Annotated in this window: 15 protein-coding genes, 7 tRNA genes and 1 riboswitch; of the genes, 10 read left to right on the top strand and 12 right to left on the bottom strand. The window is 68.7% G+C overall.

Features of this window, described 5'->3' with window-relative positions:
• Positions 1-9 precede the first annotated feature (9 nt).
• Positions 10-1,476, bottom strand: a complete 1,467-nt coding sequence (locus tag JOF29_RS21190) for a glycine hydroxymethyltransferase (RefSeq protein ID WP_209695873.1) — start codon at positions 1,474-1,476, stop codon at positions 10-12.
• A gap of 28 nt (positions 1,477-1,504) precedes the next feature.
• Positions 1,505-1,584, bottom strand: a riboswitch (ZMP/ZTP riboswitch).
• On the bottom strand, positions 1,584-3,230 hold the full coding sequence (locus JOF29_RS21185; RefSeq protein ID WP_209695872.1) for an acyl-CoA dehydrogenase family protein: 1,647 nt from the start codon (positions 3,228-3,230) through the stop codon (positions 1,584-1,586). Its footprint overlaps the riboswitch before it by 1 nt.
• A gap of 63 nt (positions 3,231-3,293) precedes the next feature.
• Between JOF29_RS21185 and JOF29_RS21180 the strand changes: the two genes are divergently transcribed.
• The 3 genes from JOF29_RS21180 to JOF29_RS21170 all read left to right on the top strand — a co-directional run bounded on the left by JOF29_RS21180 (position 3,294) and on the right by JOF29_RS21170 (position 6,450).
• Complete coding sequence (locus tag JOF29_RS21180; protein ID WP_245357694.1) at positions 3,294-4,454, top strand: YihY/virulence factor BrkB family protein; 1,161 nt, start codon at positions 3,294-3,296, stop codon at positions 4,452-4,454.
• A gap of 153 nt (positions 4,455-4,607) precedes the next feature.
• Complete coding sequence (rsgA, locus tag JOF29_RS21175) at positions 4,608-5,675, top strand: ribosome small subunit-dependent GTPase A (protein WP_209695870.1); 1,068 nt, start codon at positions 4,608-4,610, stop codon at positions 5,673-5,675.
• Between the two features lie 31 nt (positions 5,676-5,706).
• Positions 5,707-6,450: an SDR family NAD(P)-dependent oxidoreductase gene (locus JOF29_RS21170; protein WP_209695869.1), complete on the top strand. Its 744-nt coding sequence runs from the start codon at positions 5,707-5,709 to the stop codon at positions 6,448-6,450.
• Positions 6,451-6,686: 236 nt separating this feature from the next.
• On the opposite strand, the gene JOF29_RS21165 is transcribed toward JOF29_RS21170, so the two are convergent.
• The 4 genes from JOF29_RS21165 to JOF29_RS21150 all read right to left on the bottom strand — a co-directional run bounded on the left by JOF29_RS21165 (position 6,687) and on the right by JOF29_RS21150 (position 7,978).
• Positions 6,687-6,758: transfer RNA gene (locus JOF29_RS21165), tRNA-Val, on the bottom strand.
• 35 nt (positions 6,759-6,793) lie between these two features.
• Positions 6,794-6,864 (bottom strand) — tRNA-Cys (locus JOF29_RS21160).
• A 22-nt stretch (positions 6,865-6,886) separates the two neighbouring features.
• A tRNA-Gly gene (locus JOF29_RS21155) sits at positions 6,887-6,959 on the bottom strand.
• A gap of 146 nt (positions 6,960-7,105) precedes the next feature.
• Positions 7,106-7,978 (bottom strand): sigma-70 family RNA polymerase sigma factor, encoded by an 873-nt coding sequence (locus JOF29_RS21150; RefSeq protein ID WP_209695868.1) that lies wholly within the window; start codon positions 7,976-7,978, stop codon positions 7,106-7,108.
• 132 nt (positions 7,979-8,110) lie between these two features.
• On the opposite strand from JOF29_RS21150, the gene JOF29_RS21145 reads away from it, so the two are divergent.
• Positions 8,111-8,551 carry a pyridoxamine 5'-phosphate oxidase family protein gene (locus JOF29_RS21145; RefSeq protein WP_209695867.1) on the top strand — a complete coding sequence of 147 codons (441 nt, stop codon included), beginning with the start codon at positions 8,111-8,113 and terminating at the stop codon, positions 8,549-8,551.
• Positions 8,552-8,630: 79 nt separating this feature from the next.
• Here the strand turns inward: JOF29_RS21145 and JOF29_RS21140 are convergent, their stop codons facing one another.
• A complete protein-coding gene (locus tag JOF29_RS21140; RefSeq protein WP_209695866.1) occupies positions 8,631-9,554 on the bottom strand; it encodes an AraC family transcriptional regulator in 924 nt (307 codons plus the stop codon).
• Between the two features lie 71 nt (positions 9,555-9,625).
• On the opposite strand from JOF29_RS21140, the gene JOF29_RS21135 reads away from it, so the two are divergent.
• Entirely contained in the window at positions 9,626-10,621 is a 996-nt protein-coding gene (locus JOF29_RS21135; RefSeq protein WP_209695865.1) for an SDR family NAD(P)-dependent oxidoreductase, read from the top strand.
• A gap of 26 nt (positions 10,622-10,647) precedes the next feature.
• Entirely contained in the window at positions 10,648-11,352 is a 705-nt protein-coding gene (locus JOF29_RS21130) for a P-loop nucleotide/nucleoside kinase family protein (protein ID WP_209695864.1), read from the top strand.
• A gap of 37 nt (positions 11,353-11,389) precedes the next feature.
• Here the strand turns inward: JOF29_RS21130 and JOF29_RS21125 are convergent, their stop codons facing one another.
• From JOF29_RS21125 to JOF29_RS21110, 4 genes are all read right to left on the bottom strand, one after another.
• Positions 11,390-13,234, bottom strand: a complete 1,845-nt coding sequence (locus tag JOF29_RS21125; protein ID WP_209695863.1) for an ABC transporter permease — start codon at positions 13,232-13,234, stop codon at positions 11,390-11,392.
• 5 nt (positions 13,235-13,239) lie between these two features.
• Entirely contained in the window at positions 13,240-13,938 is a 699-nt protein-coding gene (locus tag JOF29_RS21120) for an ABC transporter ATP-binding protein (protein ID WP_307863528.1), read from the bottom strand.
• Between the two features lie 71 nt (positions 13,939-14,009).
• On the bottom strand, positions 14,010-14,543 hold the full coding sequence (locus JOF29_RS21115) for a PadR family transcriptional regulator (protein WP_209695861.1): 534 nt from the start codon (positions 14,541-14,543) through the stop codon (positions 14,010-14,012).
• 528 nt (positions 14,544-15,071) lie between these two features.
• Positions 15,072-15,143: transfer RNA gene (locus JOF29_RS21110), tRNA-Val, on the bottom strand.
• A gap of 128 nt (positions 15,144-15,271) precedes the next feature.
• On the opposite strand from JOF29_RS21110, the gene JOF29_RS21105 reads away from it, so the two are divergent.
• Positions 15,272-15,832 (top strand): CGNR zinc finger domain-containing protein, encoded by a 561-nt coding sequence (locus JOF29_RS21105; protein ID WP_209695860.1) that lies wholly within the window; start codon positions 15,272-15,274, stop codon positions 15,830-15,832.
• Between the two features lie 115 nt (positions 15,833-15,947).
• On the opposite strand, the gene JOF29_RS21100 is transcribed toward JOF29_RS21105, so the two are convergent.
• On the bottom strand, positions 15,948-16,766 hold the full coding sequence (locus JOF29_RS21100; RefSeq protein ID WP_209695859.1) for an aminotransferase class IV: 819 nt from the start codon (positions 16,764-16,766) through the stop codon (positions 15,948-15,950).
• Positions 16,767-16,940: 174 nt separating this feature from the next.
• Here JOF29_RS21100 and JOF29_RS21095 point away from each other — a divergent pair.
• The 3 genes from JOF29_RS21095 (at position 16,941) to JOF29_RS21085 (ending at position 17,213) form a co-directional block, all read left to right on the top strand.
• Positions 16,941-17,013 (top strand) — tRNA-Gly (locus JOF29_RS21095).
• A 22-nt stretch (positions 17,014-17,035) separates the two neighbouring features.
• Positions 17,036-17,106: transfer RNA gene (locus JOF29_RS21090), tRNA-Cys, on the top strand.
• 35 nt (positions 17,107-17,141) lie between these two features.
• Positions 17,142-17,213: transfer RNA gene (locus tag JOF29_RS21085), tRNA-Val, on the top strand.
• The last annotated feature ends 327 nt before the right edge of the window (positions 17,214-17,540 follow it).

Here is a 17,540-nt window from a genome sequence, read left to right as displayed (position 1 = left end):
GTCGATGGGTCAGGTGAGCTCGAGGCCCGGGTACAGCGGGTGCTTGTCGAGGATCTCGGCGGCGGCGGCGCGGGTCTTGTCGGCGACGCCGTCGGCCAGCACGTACTTCGCCTTGGACGGAGCGCCGGCGGAGGTGGTCGTCGGCGTCGTCGCGGACAGTACGTCGACGATCAGCTCCGCGACCCGGTCGAACTCGTCGGCGCCGAACCCGCGGGTGGTGAGGGCCGGCGTACCGATCCGGACACCGGAGGTGTACCAGGCGCCGTTCGGGTCCCGCGGTACGGCGTTCCGGTTGGTGACGATGCCCGCGTCGAGCAGCGCCGACTCGGCCTGCCGGCCGGTGATGCCGTACGCCGACACGTCGAGCAGGGCGAGGTGGTTCTCGGTTCCGTCCGTGACGAGCTTGACGCCGCGCTTCATCAGGCCCTCGGCGAGCGTGACGGCGTTGTCCGCGACGGCCTGCGCGTACTGCTGGAACGACGGCTGCCGCGCCTCGGCGAGCGCGACCGCCTTCGCGGCCATCGTCTGGCTGAGCGGACCGCCGAGCACCATCGGGCAGCCGCGGTCGACGGACTCGGCGTACTCCGGCTGGCAGAGCACCATGCCGCCGCGCGGGCCGCGCAGCGACTTGTGCGTGGTCGTGGTGGTGACGTGCGCGTGCGGCACCGGGTCGAAGTCGCCGGTGAACACCTTGCCCGCGACCAGGCCGGCGAAGTGCGCCATGTCGACCATCAGCGTCGCGCCGACCTCGTCGGCGATCTCGCGCATCTTGGCGAAGTCCACCTTGCGCGGATACGCCGAGTAGCCGGCGATCAGGATCAGCGGCTTGAACTCGCGCGCGGCCCGGGCGACCTCGTCGTAGTCGAGCAGGCCGGTCTCCGGGTTCGTCCCGTAGGAGTGCTGGTTGAACATCTTGCCGGAGATGTTCGGCCGGAAACCGTGCGTCAGGTGGCCGCCGGCGTCCAGCGACATGCCGAGCATCTTCTGGTCGCCGAGCGCCTTGCGGAGCTTGGTCCAGTCCTCGTCGGACAGGTCGTTGACGTGCTTCGCGCCCGCCTCGGCCAGCGCCGGGGACTCGATCCGCTGGGCCAGGATCGCCCAGAACGCGACCAGGTTCGCGTCGATGCCGGAGTGCGGCTGGACGTACGCGTGCGGGGCGCCGAACAGGGCCTCCGCGTGGTCGGCGGCGGTCCGCTCGACGGTGTCGACGTTCTGGCAGCCGGCGTAGAAGCGGTGCCCGACGGTGCCCTCGGCGTACTTGTCCGACAGCCAGTTGCCCATCGTGAGCAGCGTGGCGGGGGAGGCGTAGTTCTCGCTGGCGATCAGCTTCAGCGAGGACCGCTGGTCGGCCAGCTCGGACCGGATCGCGCCGGCGATGGTCGGCTCGACCGCGGCGATCACCTGCAGCGCGTTGTTGTACGCGGCCGACGCGGCGGCGGCGTCGAAGGGTGCGGCGGTGTCGGAGGATTCAGGCATCGTTGTCTCTCCTGCGGTTGCAGTGGGTCGAAGGCACCCAGGCGCACGGTGCCGACGGTTTTCGCTCCCCGGTGGTTCTCCACCTCAGCGCGCCAGTCGCGACCCGCTCACCCTATCGTGCGTTCGACGATCTCCTGGAACGGTGTCGTCCGCGACTGTGTCTTCTGTGGAAGGGTCCCGAACACACCGCCCCAGTCGTTCGCCAGCCGGGACGCGACGAAGGCGTCCGCGACTGCCGGTGTCGAGTGCCGGATCAGCAGTGACGCCTGCAGGCACAACGCCATCCGCGCGGCCAGTCGACGTGCTCCGGCTTCGGCGTCAGCGACATCAGCAAGCGCTTGCAGTACGTCGTGCACGGCGGCGTCGAGCCGATCGTCGGCCCCTTGGACCGCGCCAACCTCGAGCAGCCAGGCCTCGAGCGACTCGGGCCGCCTCAGCGCGCGCAGTACGTCGAGCGCGTTGACGTTGCCGGACCCTTCCCAGATCGAGTTCAGCGGCGACTCCCGGTAGAGCAGTGGCAGCCCGGACTCCTCGACGTACCCGTTGCCGCCGAGGCACTCGAGCGCCTCCGCGACCATGAACGGCGTCCGCTTACACACCCAGAACTTCGCGAGCGGCAGCCCGATCCGGCGGAAGGCTGCCTCCTTCGGGTCCGAGGAATCCACCGCGGCGGCCAGTCGCATCCCCAGCGCGGTCGCCGCCTCGCTTTCGAGGGCGAGGTCGGCGAGCACGTTCTGCATCGCGGGCTTGTCGGCGAGCAGACCGCCGAACGCCGAGCGGTGCCGGGTGTGCCAGATCGCCTCGACCAGCGCCCGCCGTTGGAGTGCCGCGGAGCCGAGGACGCAGTCCAACCGGGTCGCCGCGACCATCTCGATGATCGTCCGTACGCCGGCGCCCTCGTCCCCGAGCCGGTACCCGATCGTCCCGTGGAACTCGACCTCGCTGGACGCGTTCGAGCGGTTCCCGAGCTTGTCCTTCAGCCGCTGCAGCGCGAACGGGTTCCGGTTGCCGTCGGCAAGCACTCGCGGTACGACGAAGCAGCTCAAACCGTCCGGGGCCTGCGCCAGTACCAGGAACACGTCCGCCTGCGGCGCCGAGCAGAACCACTTGTGCCCGTTGAGCTGGTACTCACCGTCATCCCCGACGGGGGTCGCGGTCGTCAGGTTCGCCCGGACGTCCGACCCGCCCTGCTTCTCGGTCATCCCCATCCCGGCGAGGGCACCGTTCTTCGCCGCGACCGGCAACCGGCGTACGTCGTACTGCGTCGACGCGAGCTGCGGGATCCACTCCTTCGCGAGCCGCTCGTCCGCCTTGAGCGCCGGAACCGCGGCGTACGTCATCGAGATCGGGCAACCGTGGCCGGGCTCGACCTGCGACCAGACGTAGAAGCCGGCCGCCCGGGTGAGGTGCGGCGACGGTCGGTCGCTGGTCCACGGCGCGGCCTGCAGCCCGAACCCGACGGCCTGCTCCATCAGCCAGTGCCACGACGGATGGAACTCGACCTCGTCGATCCGGTTCCCGTACCGGTCATGGGTCTGCAGCACCGGCGGGTGCTGGTTCGCCGGGAGGGCGTGCCCGCGGGCCTCCTCGGAGCCGGCCAGCTCGCCGATCCGGGTCAGCCCTGGGTCGGCTGCCAGATCACCGGTGAGGCCGGCGTACGGGCGCAGAGCGTCACCGAGCGCCGCGTCCCGCGTGAAGAAGTTCACGCCCCGCAGTGGGGGAGCCTGGTTCGTTACCGCGAATGGGTCCGCCATGTCAGTACGGTAAGCGGTATGGCACGTTCTGGGGCAGGACCCACTGGTGGGAGCTCCCTCTCATTGGCATGGGTTCGTAAGGTCCCCGCGACGACCTGGAAGCTGCTCACCCAGACGGTCGGGGTGTGTCTGCGGTACCGGGTCACCGGTCTCGCGGCCGAGGGGGCGTTCTTCGCGATCCTCTCGCTACCGCCGCTGATCTTCGGGCTGGCCGGCTCGCTCGGGTACATCGCGAGCAAGTGGTTCGCGATCGAGACGATCAACGACGTCAAGCAGCAGATCGTCGACCTGGCCGCCCGGGCGCTCACCGACGACTCGATCAAGAACGTGATCGCGCCGACCCTGGACCAGGTGCTGAACGGCGGCCGGCCGGACGTGATCTCGATCGGGTTCGTGCTGGCGCTGTGGTCCGGCAGCCGGGCGCTGAACGTGTTCGTGGACACGATCACGATCATGTACGGGATGGGCGGCAAGCGCGGCATCGTCCGGACCCGCGCGCTGTCCTTCAGTCTGTACTGCGCCGCGCTGGTCATCGGCGTGATCGTGCTGCCGCTGGTGCTGGCCGGCCCGAGCGCGGTCGACTCACTGCTGCCGCACCGGCTGGACTTCCTGAACCAGCTGTACTGGCCGGTGGTCACGATCCTGTCCGCGGGCTTCCTGAACACCCTGTACCACCTGTCGGTCCCGATCCGGACTCCGTGGGTCTCGGACCTGCCGGGCTCGTTCCTGGCGCTGTCGATCTGGATCCTGGGCAGCTTCGTGCTCCGCTGGGTCCTGCAGAGCACGGTCGGCGGTACGTCGATCTACGGCCCGCTGGCAGCACCGATCGCGGTACTGATGTGGCTCTACATGACCGCGATCGCAGTACTGATCGGCGCGGCGCTGAACGCGGTGGTGGACCGGCTGTGGCCGCACAAGGCGCACGTGACCGAGGTCAAGAAGGAAGCACCGGAACCCGCGGCGGACGAGGACGAGGTCGAGCCGGTGATGAAGGCCGAGCCGGACCACCACCACGAGCACCCGAACCCGCTGACCCCGGTGGAGTCCGACGCGCACGCGGAGGCGGCGCGGAAGCTGGAGGAGTTCGCGGAGCAGCCGCGGAACCTCGGTCCCGCCGTACGCAAGGGCCTGAAGAAGAAACCCAAGGCTCCCGACGAGCCGGACCGCAAGGCCGCGCCGGTCGGAAAACCGGGTGCGCACGGGGAGACCGACGACCTACGCTGACGGCATCGCGACAGACGGTCCTGGCTGGACCGCAAGGACCCGAAGGGAGGCAACCCGCCATGAGCTTCGAACAGGCCGCACGGCCCGTTGTCTTCCGTACTGTCCGTCCGCGGAGCTGAATCCCGCGGCCGGACCTTTCGAAAGGTTCGCCGCATGTCAGCCACACTCCAGGCCCTGGGACTCGACAGCTCCACGACCGAAAGCCTGCAAACTGTCCCCGCGGACCTGGTCCCGGGACGCGTCGCCCGGGTCGACAAGGGCCTGGCGACGGTCTTCACCGAGGACGGGCCGGTCCGGGCCAGCTGGTCCGGGGCGCTGCTCGCCGAGATCGCGTCGGACGCCCAGGCCGGCCTGTGTACGGGTGACTGGGTGGTACTGCGTTTCTGGCCGGACGACCGGATCACGGTCGAGTCGGTGCTGCCGCGGCGGTCGGCGATCGTCCGGGCCGAGGTCGGCGGGTCGTCCCGCGGCCAGGTGCTCGCGTCGAACGTCGACGTGATCGCGATCGTCGTCGGCCTGGTCCCGGAGCCGAACATCGTCCGGATCGAGCGCTTCATGGCGCTGGCCTGGGAGAGCGGTGCGCGTCCGGTCGTCGTACTGACCAAGTCGGACCTGGTCACCGACGCGGACCTGCTGGCCGAGGACGTGGCCGCTGCTGCGCCCGGGGCCGACGTACTTGTGTGCAGTGCGAGCACAGGCGCCGGGATGGACGCCGTACGCGAGCTGCTGGCCGGGGACGCGACGCTGGCGTTGCTGGGGTCCAGCGGTGCGGGCAAGTCGTCGCTGGTGAACGCACTGGCCGGTGTGGAACTGCTGGACGTGCAGGACATTCGGGAGGACGGCAAGGGGCGGCACACGTCGGTACGGCGGGAGCTGATCGTGCTGCCGGGTGGTGGGGTCGTCATCGACACACCCGGGCTGCGGGGGATCGGCCTGCAGGAGAGCGGAGAGGGCCTGGCCGCGGCGTTCCCGGACATCACGGAGCTGGCGGAGCAGTGCAAGTTCAAGGACTGCTCACACGAGTCGGAGCCGGGGTGCGCGGTACGGGCGGGTCTTGAGGACGGCAGGCTGCCGTACCGGCGCTACGAGAGCTGGGTGAAGCTTCAGCGCGAAGCCGCGTACATGGCTCGGCGCGCGGACGTGCGGCTGCGGAACGAGGCGAAGAAGCAGTGGGTGCGAGCGTCGAAGTCGTACCGGCGGGACTTGAAGCCCCGTCCTTGATGCTGCGCCCTTGAATGAAAGGATCGGTCGCATGAACCGATCAGTGCTGGTGACAGGGGCTTCGCGGGGGATCGGTGCGGCGGCGGCGCGGGCCTTCGCTGCTGCGGGGGACCGGGTGGCGGTGCATTACAGCTCGTCGGGGGAGGCGGCCGCGCAGCTCGTGAAGGAGCTGCCCGGGTCGGGGCACCTGGCCGTACAGGCGGACCTGGCGGATCCGGACGCGATCGAGGCGATGGTCTCGGCGGCCGCGACCGCGCTGGGCAGCATCGACGTACTCGTGAACAACGCCGGCGTGTATCACCCGCACCGGATCCGGGAGACGACGTACGCCGAGTGGCAGCGGGCGTGGGCGGACACACTTGCGGTGAATCTCGTTGGTCCGTCCAACGTCACGTGGTGCGCCGTACGGCACATGACCCGCGGCGGGCGGATCGTGAACGTGTCGTCGCGCGGCGCGTTCCGGGGTGAGCCGAACCAGCCGGCGTACGGCGCCTCGAAGGCGGCGATCGTGTCGTTCACGCAGTCCTTGGCGCGGGCGCTGGGGCCGGAGGGGATCGCGGTCACCGCGATCGCGCCGGGGTGGACGGTCACCGACATGGCCGCGGTGAACCTGGCCGGCGACGGATACGACCGCCGACGGCTGGAGAGCCCGCTCGAGCGGGTGGCCGACCCGTCCGAGGTAGCGGCCGCGATCCTGTACCTGGCATCGCCCGAGGCGGAGTTCGCAACCGGCACGATCCTGGACTTCAACGGCGGCTCGTACCTCCGGATGTAAGGCCCGCCCTCACTGGCAACGACCATGCAGGCGCCGCAGGTGAACCAACAACGCAACCCGACCCAAGCGGGTGAACAGACAGCGCGACCCGACCCAAGCCGCCGAGCGAAGCGAAGGCGCAGGGGGTGCGGGTGGCGGAGCCCCCGCAACGCGGCAAGCGAAGCGCAGCCGCACAAATGACGAAGGCGACGAGGTCAGCGCACGCAGTGCGCGACACACGTCGCCCATCGCCTTCGTGGACGATACTGGGATCGAACCAGTGACCTCTTCCGTGTCAGGGAAGCGCGCTACCGCTGCGCCAATCGTCCAAAACCGGAACCATCAGAATACCCTGAGGTTCTCGAGGTGGAGACGGGATTCGAACCCGTGTACACGGCTTTGCAGGCCGTTGCCTCGCCTCTCGGCCACTCCACCACTGAGAGCCGAACCCTCTCCGAGCGGACGACCGGGTTCGAACCGGCGACCTCAACCTTGGCAAGGTTGCGCTCTACCAACTGAGCTACGTCCGCGCTTCGCTCGGAGCGTTTCCGCTCGGTGCGAGAGCAGAACAGTAGCGCACTTTCGGCGTCCGCAAAAACGGGATTTCACGCCGTTCGGAGGCGCCACATCGGGCCTATGAATCCCACCGGTTCTGTCCACTCGCCACGCCGTCGGGTCAGCCCCGCAAAGTCACGAGATCGACGCTTTCGAGGTACTCCGGATCGCCTCGAAGGTCGATCGCGGCGACACGCCCGCCGGCGACCGTGAAAGAGAACACAATCAACGGTTCGCCGCGCTGCATCCACACCAGGCCTGGCATCCCGTCGACGAGGACGAGCTTCGCCGCCCGCGCCCGCCCGCTGAACGCGTGCGCGACCTCGGCAGCACCGGACAACGGCGACATCGTCGACCCGTACGACGCCGCGCTCGCGTCCCCGCGGACGACGACCTCCGGATCGAGCACCTCGAGCAGCGCGGTGAAGTCCGCTTCCCGTGCCGCGGTGAGGAACGCGTTCACGACTTCCTTCTGTCGCAGGACATCCACGTCGGTCGGTTCCGACGTACCGCGAACCCGCCGCCGTGCCCGGCTCGCGATCTGCCGCGCCGCGGCCGGCGACTTCCGGATGATCGGCGCGATGTCCTCGAACGGTACGGCGAACAGGTCGTGCAGCACGAACGCCAGCCGTTCGGCCGGCGACAGCGTCTCGAGCACCACGAGCAACGCCAGCCCGACCGAGTCCGCCTGGATCGCTTCGAGTTCCGGATCTGGTACGCCGTCGTCCGCGAGCACGGGGGAGTGGTCGCCGACCGGGAGCTCGGGCCGCCCGCGACGGGTCCGCAACATGTCGAGGCAGATCCGCCCGACGACGGTGGTGAGCCACCCGCCGAGGTTGCCGATCACGTCGGTGTCGCTGTGGCTGAGCCGGATCCAGGTCTCCTGGACCGCGTCCTCGGCCTCCGGCTCGGAGCCCAGGATCCGGTACGCGACGGCGCGCAGCCGGTCCCGGTTCTCCTCGAACCGTACTGCCAGCCAGTCGTCCCCGGTCATGTCTCCCAACCTCTCACCTGTCACACTGTCCGGCCGAGCGCCGTCACTTCGGTTGACGGAACCCCAGGACGACATGTGACACCGGCATGTGACAGCGACATGTGAAAGCGACATGTGATGGAGGAGCACGCGATGACGGCAGCACCCCGCCCGCCGGCGGCCCGCAAGCAGGACACCCTGGACCGCCTGGACAAGGATGTCGACGCGTGGGTGTCGACGGCCTCCCTGGACGGTACGCCGTACCTGATGCCGCTCTCGTTCCTGTGGACCGACGGGACGTTGCTGTTGTCGACGACGCGGACGAACCCGACGGCACGCAACCTGGTCGCGAACCCGCAGGTGCAGTTGACGCTCGGCGGGGTGCGCGACGTGATCCACGTAACCGGCACCGTCGAGGTGGTGGAGGCGACCGACGCCGAGGGCGCAGCGTTCGCGGCAAAGGCCGGCTTCGACCCGCGGCCGTTGCCGACCTACCCGTTCTTCCGGGTGACGCCGACAAAGATCCAGGCATGGCGCGAGGTCAACGAGCTCAAGGACCGCGTGCTGATGGAGGACGGCCGCTGGCTGGTCTGACTGATCAGCGCACGGCGGTAGCCCACCTGGAGGAGGCGCTGGCTGCTGTCCAGTTGCGGCTTGAGGATGACCCGGTGGCTCAGTTGGACAAGGCCTGAGCGCGGGCGTTGACGCGGTACCGCAACGGGGACTCGCCGACCTCGCGTTTGAACGCAGTACTGAAGGCGCTCTCCGAGGCGTAGCCCAGCTCGGTCGCGAGGGAGCCCACGCTGACGTCAAGGGTGCGGAGGGCGCGTTGGGCGAGCATCATGCGCCAGCGGTTCAGGTACGCGCGGGGCGGCATGCCGGCGACAGTGCGGAACCGCTCGGCGAACGCGGTGCGGGACATGGCGGCGGCGCGCGCGAGTTCGTTGAGGCTCCAGAGCGTGTCCGGCTGCGAGTGCATGAGGGTGAGCGCCGGGCGGAGGCGCTCGTCGGTCAGGACCCGCAGCCAGCCCGGCGGGAGCTCGGCCTGTTCGACGTACGTGCGAAGGACTTCGAGCAGTACCAGTTGCGCGTGCTGGCGGATCGCGAACGTGGAGCCGATCCGGTGGCCGGTGACCTCGGCGAACAACCGGTGCAGGCTGCCGCGGAGATTCGCGCCGGTGCTGGGGGAGGCCTGCACGTGCGCGACCGGCGGCAGGGCCTCGCCGAGCAGCGTCCGCCCGGCCTCGTTCAGATCGATGCGGCCGCCGATGACGATGTCGTTGCTGTCCCAGTCCGCGTCCAGCAGCTCGAGGCCGGTCTCCACCGGAACGACCTCGCGCACGGGGCCGTCGCCCGACCCGCCGGACAGCTCCAGCCGCGTGCGGTTGTTGAGGATCGCGACGTCGCCCGGGAGCAGGTCGATCGGTGCGTCGATGCCGTCGGTCGTCAGGCGGGCGCGGCCGCCGATCATCGCGATGAACTTGAACGCCTCCTGAAAGGTCGCGCGCGACACCCACGGGCCCTGGACCACGAACCCGCCGGACACCAGCCCGCGCACCTCCACGAGCTCGAACACCTCGGACAACTGATCGGTCATCTGTACTCTCACGAAGAAAAGCCGGACGGATACTTATTCATCGTACGCCGAACTCGCGCCAGTGTGGAGGCATGACCAGACAACAGCTCATCGGTACCGGATTCACCGCCGCGTCGACCGCGGACGACGTACTCGCAGGCATCGACCTGACCGGCAAGAACGCGATCGTCACCGGCGGCCATCGCGGCCTCGGTCTGGCGGCGACGCAGGCGCTGCGCAAGGCCGGCGCCCACGTGACGGTCGCCGTTCGCAATCCCGCCGCCTTCGAGGCCATCGACGGAGTGGAGGCGAGCCAGCTCGACCTGCTCGATCCGAGGTCGATCGACGCCTTCGCCGAGCGGTACCTGGCGAACGGGTGGCCGCTGCACATCGTGATCAACAACGCCGGCATCATGGCCGGCCCGCTGTACCGGGACGCTCGCGGGTACGAGTCGCAGTTCGCCACGAACCACCTTGGGCACTTCCAGCTCACGCTCGGTCTGCTGCCCGCTCTCCAGGCGGCGCACGGCGCCCGGATCGTGAACGTGACGTCGGGCGGCCACCGGCTGTCCGATATTCGTTGGGATGACCCACAGTTTACCGATGACTACGACCCGCTGCGCGCGTACGGGCAGTCGAAGACCGCGAACGTGCTCTTCGCGGTGGAGCTGGAGCGACGCTGGTCGCAGTACGGCATCCACGCTTTCGCCGCGCACCCTGGCATCGTCATCACCACGAACCTCGGCCCGCATCTGGAGGCGGGGGAGACCCGCACTCCGTGGCTGTCGCTGGAGGACTACCAGGCGATGGGCCTCGTCGATGCTGACGGCAACCAGATCATCGACCCCGCGCGCGAACGGAAGACGGTGGCGCAGGGCGCGAGTACGGCTGTCTTCGGCGCTACGAGCCCGCTGCTGGAAGGGCACGGCGGCACCTACCTGAAGGACAACGACATCTCACCGCTGGACCTGGTCGGAAAGACGGACTTCCACGATCCGGACGTCCGGTCATACGTGGTCCCGCACGCGGTCGACCCGGAGTCCGCCGTACGCCTGTGGAACCTCAGCGAGGACCTCGTCAAGCACTGAGCCGACGTGCCGCTATCGTCCCGCCCATGACGCCGTACTTGTTGCCCTCCGAGGCCCTCTGGGTAGGCGGGCCTGCTGCAGCCGGTAAGTCGACCGTCAGCCGCTTGTTCGCCCGCAAGCACGGCTACGTCTGGTACAGCGTCGACGCTCACACCTTCGACCACGAGCAACGTGCAGCCGCCGCCGGCCTCCACGAGCTGGGCGCCGGCCCCGGAGCCTTCGACCGCGGCCCGATGATCCTCGAAGACATCCACGCCCCCACCATCGTCGAAGGCGCCTTCGTCACTCCTACCATGGCCGGCACCGGACCCAACGCGGTCTGGCTGATGCCCTCCAAACCCGAACAACTGGCAAGGCTCCACGAACGAAACCCCGGCGCGAACCACGAGGGCCTCATCTGGGGCTGGCAACTGATCAACGACCAGCTGGCAGGCACCACCGCGACAGTCATCAACGTCGACAACCAAACCATCCCCCAAACACTGAACGCCCTGGAACAACACTTCGCTCCGCTGCTGACCGCCCACCCCACCCCCGACACCCCCACCCGCCAGTCCTTCATCCGCACCAGCAACAACCAACTGGTGGTTCAAGCCCACGCCCGCAACCGAACCACCCCCATCACCTTCGACTGCGAATGCGCCGACCCGACCTGTACCGACGTCGTAGAACTCACCCCCACCGCGCTTTCCCAAGCGCGCCCGGCAATCCTGTCGCCGCGCCACACCTGAACCAGGTGAACTCCTGTGCGGGACCAAGCCTCGTCAGTCAGCTGAGCTCGGCTCGGAGGATTCGCGCTGTGGGGAGCCGGCCGCCGAACCGAGCGGGGATGGCAATGAGGGCGCTTGTCACCAGCCACGTTCCGAGGACGACGAGAAGGAACCACCAGCTGGGCACGAGCTTGTAGGCATCCCCGGACGTGGTTACCACCTTGAGCAGTCCCATACCGAGTGGGACACCGAGCACGGAGCCGGGCAGGACCGCGACAAGCTGGGCCGCGATGAGCGCAGCGGTGACCTGCTGAGGGGTAGCGCCGAGCGCCCTGGCGAGGGCCGACGCGCGCCGGGCGTCGAAAACGGTGGCCCACGTGATGAGGACGGCATTGACGGCGGCCAGCGCGATCAGCATGACGGTGATGACGAGCATGACTTGGGTCATCCGCTGGTTCTGCGGGTTGACCAGCCCGGAGGTTCCGCCGAGGCGGGCGTGTTCCATGACGATCGCGATGATGCCGGCCTCGGTGACGGTCACGCTCAGCGTGCTCAGGGCGAGGCGGCGGGGTCGCCGGGCGGCGAGTCGTACGCCTAAGAGCAGTGGTACGGGCAGATGGGTCGAGAGGGCGTTGACCACTGTGCTTCGCCTTGGTGGGCGGGCAGTGTCGGCGAGGGCGTTCACGGTGCTGGTCCGCGCTGCCTGCAGCGCAGGCGTAACCGTCGCCAGCGCGGCAACCGCCAGCGCGACACCGACAACGGCAGCGACGGTCGACACGGTGATCGGTGGGGTGCCGGGCGCGCCGAGCAGCCCGGCTCCGGGGCTGGTGAGCAGGGGCGCGAGGTCCCAGCCGATCGCCAGGCCCGCAGCCGCCGCGACGAGGGTCACGGCGAGATGTTCGACGAGCAGCAGGATCGCCACAGTCCCTGGGGTGGCGCCGACCGCTTTGAGTAGCCCGACCCGCCGGGTCTGTTCGGCCAGGCGGCCGCCGACGAGAACGGTGACACTGGCCAGGGCGAGCAGAATCAACAGCCCACTACCGACGAGCAGGACCGTGTGAGGGCCACGCACCAACTTGGCGGCATCGGTGGAGATTTCCTGGCGGGATTTGATCACCACGGGTGATCCCGGCGACGAGGTGTGGGTACGCGAGGCGGCGAACGCCGGAGCCTGAGCAGGGTCGGTCAGCTTCAGGTTCAGCAGGTACGAGAGTCCGATGTCAGGTGCGGCGAGATCGACTGCGTCGGAGCGCGGCAGCCAGATGACGCCGGGCTGGTACTGCGAGATCTGATCTTTCGCGACGGACGGGCGATAGATCACGTCGCACCAGCCCCCGGCGCACACGTGCGGATAAGGCGCCGTCGCGGCATCGACCGCGATCCCCGCAACCCGGTAAGGCCGGCCGCGCAAACTGATGGCGTCCCCGACCTGTACGCCCAGCGCGTCGGCGAAACTACGCTCGATCACCACCCCACCGTCGCGGATCCAACTGCCGGCGGTGAGCGCGGGCTGCGCGAGCGTCGCAGGCGCGAGGTCGCGGCCTTCCACCATGGCGCTCGTCCTCATGCCGCGCGCGTCGAGCAACGCGAAGGTCGTCGGGTAGGGCCCGCTGTGCCCGACGACCCCTGGTGCACTTTCGAGCGCTGCGAGATCCGCCGGGTTCGCATTCGCACGGACAGAGCCGCTGTCCGAGAGTGTGGGGGAGAGGTTGGCGACCGCGTCGGGGCCGTTGGTTGCGGCCTGGGTCGTGTCGTACGGATTGCTGGTTTCGCCGTGCAGGACGAGCCCCATCGTCAGCGTGGCCGCGGCGGCGGCGATGACCAAGAACAGCAGTACCGCCTCGGACAGGTGCCGGCGCAGGTCCTTGGCGGCCAGACGGCCGAACAGAAAGGCTCTCCCCATTCCGATCAGCCGTCCAGCCCGTCCAGACCAGCCAGCCAGTCCAGTCCAGCCAGTCCGGCCAGCCGACCGGTGGTGCCGCCGGTCAGGTGTGTCTGGTCCACGAACGCGCCGTCACGCATGGAGATCAGCCGGTCCGCGGTGGCCGCCACTCGCTCGTCATGGGTGACGATCACCAATGTCTGTCCGCTCGCGCGTAGCTGCCTGAACAGCTTGAGTACGTCGAGGGTGGCCGCGCTGTCGAGATTGCCGGTGGGCTCATCGGCCAGCACCACCAGCGGGTCGTTCACCAACGCCCGGGCGATCGCGACCCGCTGGCGCTGACCGCCCGACAGCGCCGAGGGCAGATGGGCCGCCCGGTCGGCCAACCCGACGCTGTCGAGCAACTCGGCAGCCCGCCGGCGGGCCAGGCGCGGAGTGCGTCCGGCCAGCAGCGCCGGCAACTCGACGTTCTCCTGGGCGGTGAGCTCATCCATCAGCTGGAACGCCTGGAACACGAACCCCACGACGCCGCGCCGCAGGCGCGCCAACTCCCGCTCGCTCGTGTCGTCGATGCGACGGCCAGCGAGCCAGACCTCCCCCGAACTGGGGCGGTCCAGCCCACCCAGCATCTGCAGCAAGGTGGACTTTCCGCATCCGCTGGGGCCCATCACCGCCACTGTCTCGGCCTCGGCAACCTCGAGATCGACCGCGTCGACGGCGCGCACCAACCCACCTTCACGCCCGTAGATCTTGCTCAATCCGCGGGCGACGACAGGTGGGTGGTCAACGGCGACGGTCACGACGTACTCCCCTTGTTCCGTGGTTTGGACCAAGCGCCCTCGCAGGCCTCCAGCCAGCGCACGTCCGCCTGAAGCCGCAGCGCGATCCCCTCCAGGAGCAGCGACGCCGACGAGCCCTCCACCTCGGCCATCGCCGCGTCCTGCGCCTCCCGCAACAGGCGCAACAACTCACGCCGCTGGGCATCGATGATCGCCACCGGGTCAGCCAAGCCGGCGGTCGCGGCGGCGATCAGCTTCAGATGGAACTCAGCCACGTCAGGCTTCGGCCAGCTCACCTCGCTCAGCCACTCACCAACCCGGCTTTGTCCTGCCGCGGTCAACGAGTACACCTTGCGGTCTGCGCGCTCCCGCGATCGCGACCCGTCAGCCGTGACCAGGCCGGCCCTCTGCAACCGGCCCAACGGCACATAGATCTGCCCGTCATTCAGCTCCGCACCGAACGAACCCAACGCGTCGTTCAGCCGAGCCCGCAACTGATACCCCTGCGACGGCTCTTTGGCCAGCAACGCCAACAACACTTCCTGCCGCACCGCAACCTCCACATAACGGTTATGCAGACCCTAACCGTTATGTCATCCAACCTCAAGGTCGCCAAACCCGAAGCGCGATCCGGAAGGCACACCGGCGCCCTCGATGGGGCGTCCCCTGCTGAACCACCGCGAACCCCACGGGCGGCGAGCTAACCGCCGGACCTGACACACGCGGCTAAGCCAACAGCGCAACCCGCCCCCACACAGGTGAGCAGACAGTTCAACCCGCCCTCCGCGGGTGAGCAGACGGTGCAACCCGGCCCACGCAGGTGAGCAAACAGTTCAACCCGCCCCCCGCCGGTGCGCAAACAGCGCGACCCGACCCAAGCAGGTGAGCCAACAGCGCGACCCGACCCGAGCAGGTGCACCGACAGCGCGACCCGACCCAGCCGCCGAGCGAAGCGAAGGCGCAGGGGGTGCGGGTGGCGGAGCCCCCGCAACGCGGCAAGCGAAGCGCAGCCGCACAAATAACGAAGGCGACGAGGTCAGCGCACGCAGTGCGCGACACACGTCGCCTGTCGACTGTCGTGGGCGATACTGGGTTCGAACCAGTGACCTCTTCGGTGTGAACGAAGCGCGCTACCACTGCGCCAATCGCCCAGCGTGGTGCTGGTGTTTCTGATGTGGTGTTGCGGGTGAAACCTTAGCGCATGATGAGGCGCCTGATCTAATCGGGCCGGGCTACTCTTGGGTCAGGACGGAGATCCCGTCGCGTTGGAGACGTGATTGTGACTTTCTCGCACGACACCGAGCAGGCGCTCGGGACGCTGGTCCGGCTCGTCAACACCCTGCCCGGACCGAACAGCCAGGTCGATTCGCTGGAGACTCTTGAGGAGTTGGAGAAGTTCGTCCAGGAACGGGAGTTCAGCGCGGTCGACTCGTTGTCGGAGAAGGACCTGGCCGAGGTCCGCGATCTGCGGCCGCTGTTCGCGCCGGTGTTCACGACCGATGCCGACGCGTCGGCGGCGACGATGATCAACGCGATCATCGCCCGCGGTACGTCGACTCCGCGGCTCACGAACCACGACGGGCACCCGTGGCACATCCACTATTCCCGGGCGGGTGCGTCGCTGGCCTGCCGGATCACGGTGGAGTGCGGGATCGCGCTTGCTCAGGTGATCTCGGCCGGCGAACGTGAACGCCTCCGCCGCTGTGAGGCGCCGGACTGCGACGACGCCCTGATCGACCTCTCCCGGAACCGTTCGAAGCGGTACTGCGATGCGCGGACGTGCGGCAACCGCCTGCACGTTGCGGCGTACCGCGAACGCCGCAAGGCATCGGGGGAGTAGCCGGACGCGGACCTGCACCACTGACCAACCTCGCCGTCAGCGACAGGCCGCCGCCTGACCGGCGCCGTACTGGCTGTTCTCCGGCGGGTTGGTCAGTGCCTGAGGTCCGCGACCGTCAGGGATTGAGGTCCTGCGCCGAACGCTCGGCGAAGATCTTCGCGACCTGCGCCGTGATCACGCCGGGCGCGGGCAGTTCGCGGTCGTCGACACGCTGGATCGCCTGGACGTCACGCGTTGTCGATGTGAGGAAGATCTCCTCGGCCTCGGACAGCTTCGCCAGCGGTACGTCGCACTCGACGCCGCCGAACCACTCGAGCACCAGCGCCCGGGTCACCCCGGCGAGTGCGCCCGACGCGAGCGTCGGCGTGACCAGTTCACCGTCGTACACGCAGAAGATGTTCGACCCGGTGCCCTCACACAGGTCGTCGATCGTGTTCGCGAAGATCGCCTCGCTGCCGCCGCGCTCCTTCGCGTAGGCGAGCGCGCGGACGTTCTCGGCGTACGACGTGGTCTTCAGGCCGGCGACCGCGCTGCGCTCGTTGCGGACCCAGGGGACCGTGACGATCGCGGAGGTCGCGGCGGGGCGCTTGATCGCCTGCGTCGCGACCAGGATCGTCGGGCCGGAGGTGCCGCGGTCGGACGAGAGCGGGGAGACGCCGCCGGTGTACGTGATCCGCAGCCGGCCGAACGGGATGCCGGGGTCGGCCGCGATCACCGCGTCGATGCCGCCCTCGATCGCGGTCACGTCCGGCGTCGGCAGACCGAGCCCGACCGCCGAGCGGACCAGGCGGTCCAGGTGCCGGCGTACCGCGAACGGCTTGCCGTCCTCGATCTTGATCGTCTCGAAGACGCCGTCACCGGTGGTCAGCCCGTGATCCAGCGGCGAGACCGTCGCCGCGTCGTCCAGCAGGGCGCCGTTGAGCCAGATACGCATGTGGTGCTCCTTCCGCGGAACACCTTAGTGCGCAGTTGATCCGGCGCAGCGCGGCCCTTCGAAGGTGAGCAGTTGATGACCGTACGTCGACGGCGGAGGCCCCCGTTTTTGAACTCGGGCGGAGATGGGCTAATGTTCTTTTCGCGCCGAGGGACGGAAAAGCCCGGTCGCACTGCGGACGTAGCTCAGTTGGTAGAGCGCAACCTTGCCAAGGTTGAGGTCGCCGGTTCGAACCCGGTCGTCCGCTCGGAGAGGGTTCGGCTCTCAGTGGTGGAGTGGCCGAGAGGCGAGGCAACGGCCTGCAAAGCCGTGTACACGGGTTCGAATCCCGTCTCCACCTCGAGAACCTCAGGGTATTCTGATGGTTCCGGTTTTGGACGATTGGCGCAGCGGTAGCGCGCTTCCCTGACACGGAAGAGGTCACTGGTTCGATCCCAGTATCGTCCACGAAGGCGATGGGCGACGTGTGTCGCGCACTGCGTGCGCTGACCTCGTCGCCTTCGTTATTTGTGCGGCTGCGCTTCGCTTGCCGCGTTGCGGGGGCTCCGCCACCCGCACCCCCTACGCCTTCGCTTCGCTCGGCGGCTTGGGTCGGGTTGCGCTGTTGGTTCACCTGCTTGGGTCGGCCCCGGCGGTTGGCTCACCGGCCGGGTCGTCGTAGTGCCCCGCCGCGACCTCGCTCATGCACGTACTAGGTCGGGTGTGTGGTTTGCGTACCCGTGTACGTCGGGGTCGGGCGGGTGGATCACCTTGTGTTGGGCCGGTAGTTGCCTA

The organism is Kribbella aluminosa (genome assembly GCF_017876295.1).
Classification (GTDB): domain Bacteria; phylum Actinomycetota; class Actinomycetes; order Propionibacteriales; family Kribbellaceae; genus Kribbella; species Kribbella aluminosa.
The sequence above is the reverse complement of the archived record's forward strand: the minus strand, read 5'-3'. Positions and strand labels throughout refer to the sequence as shown.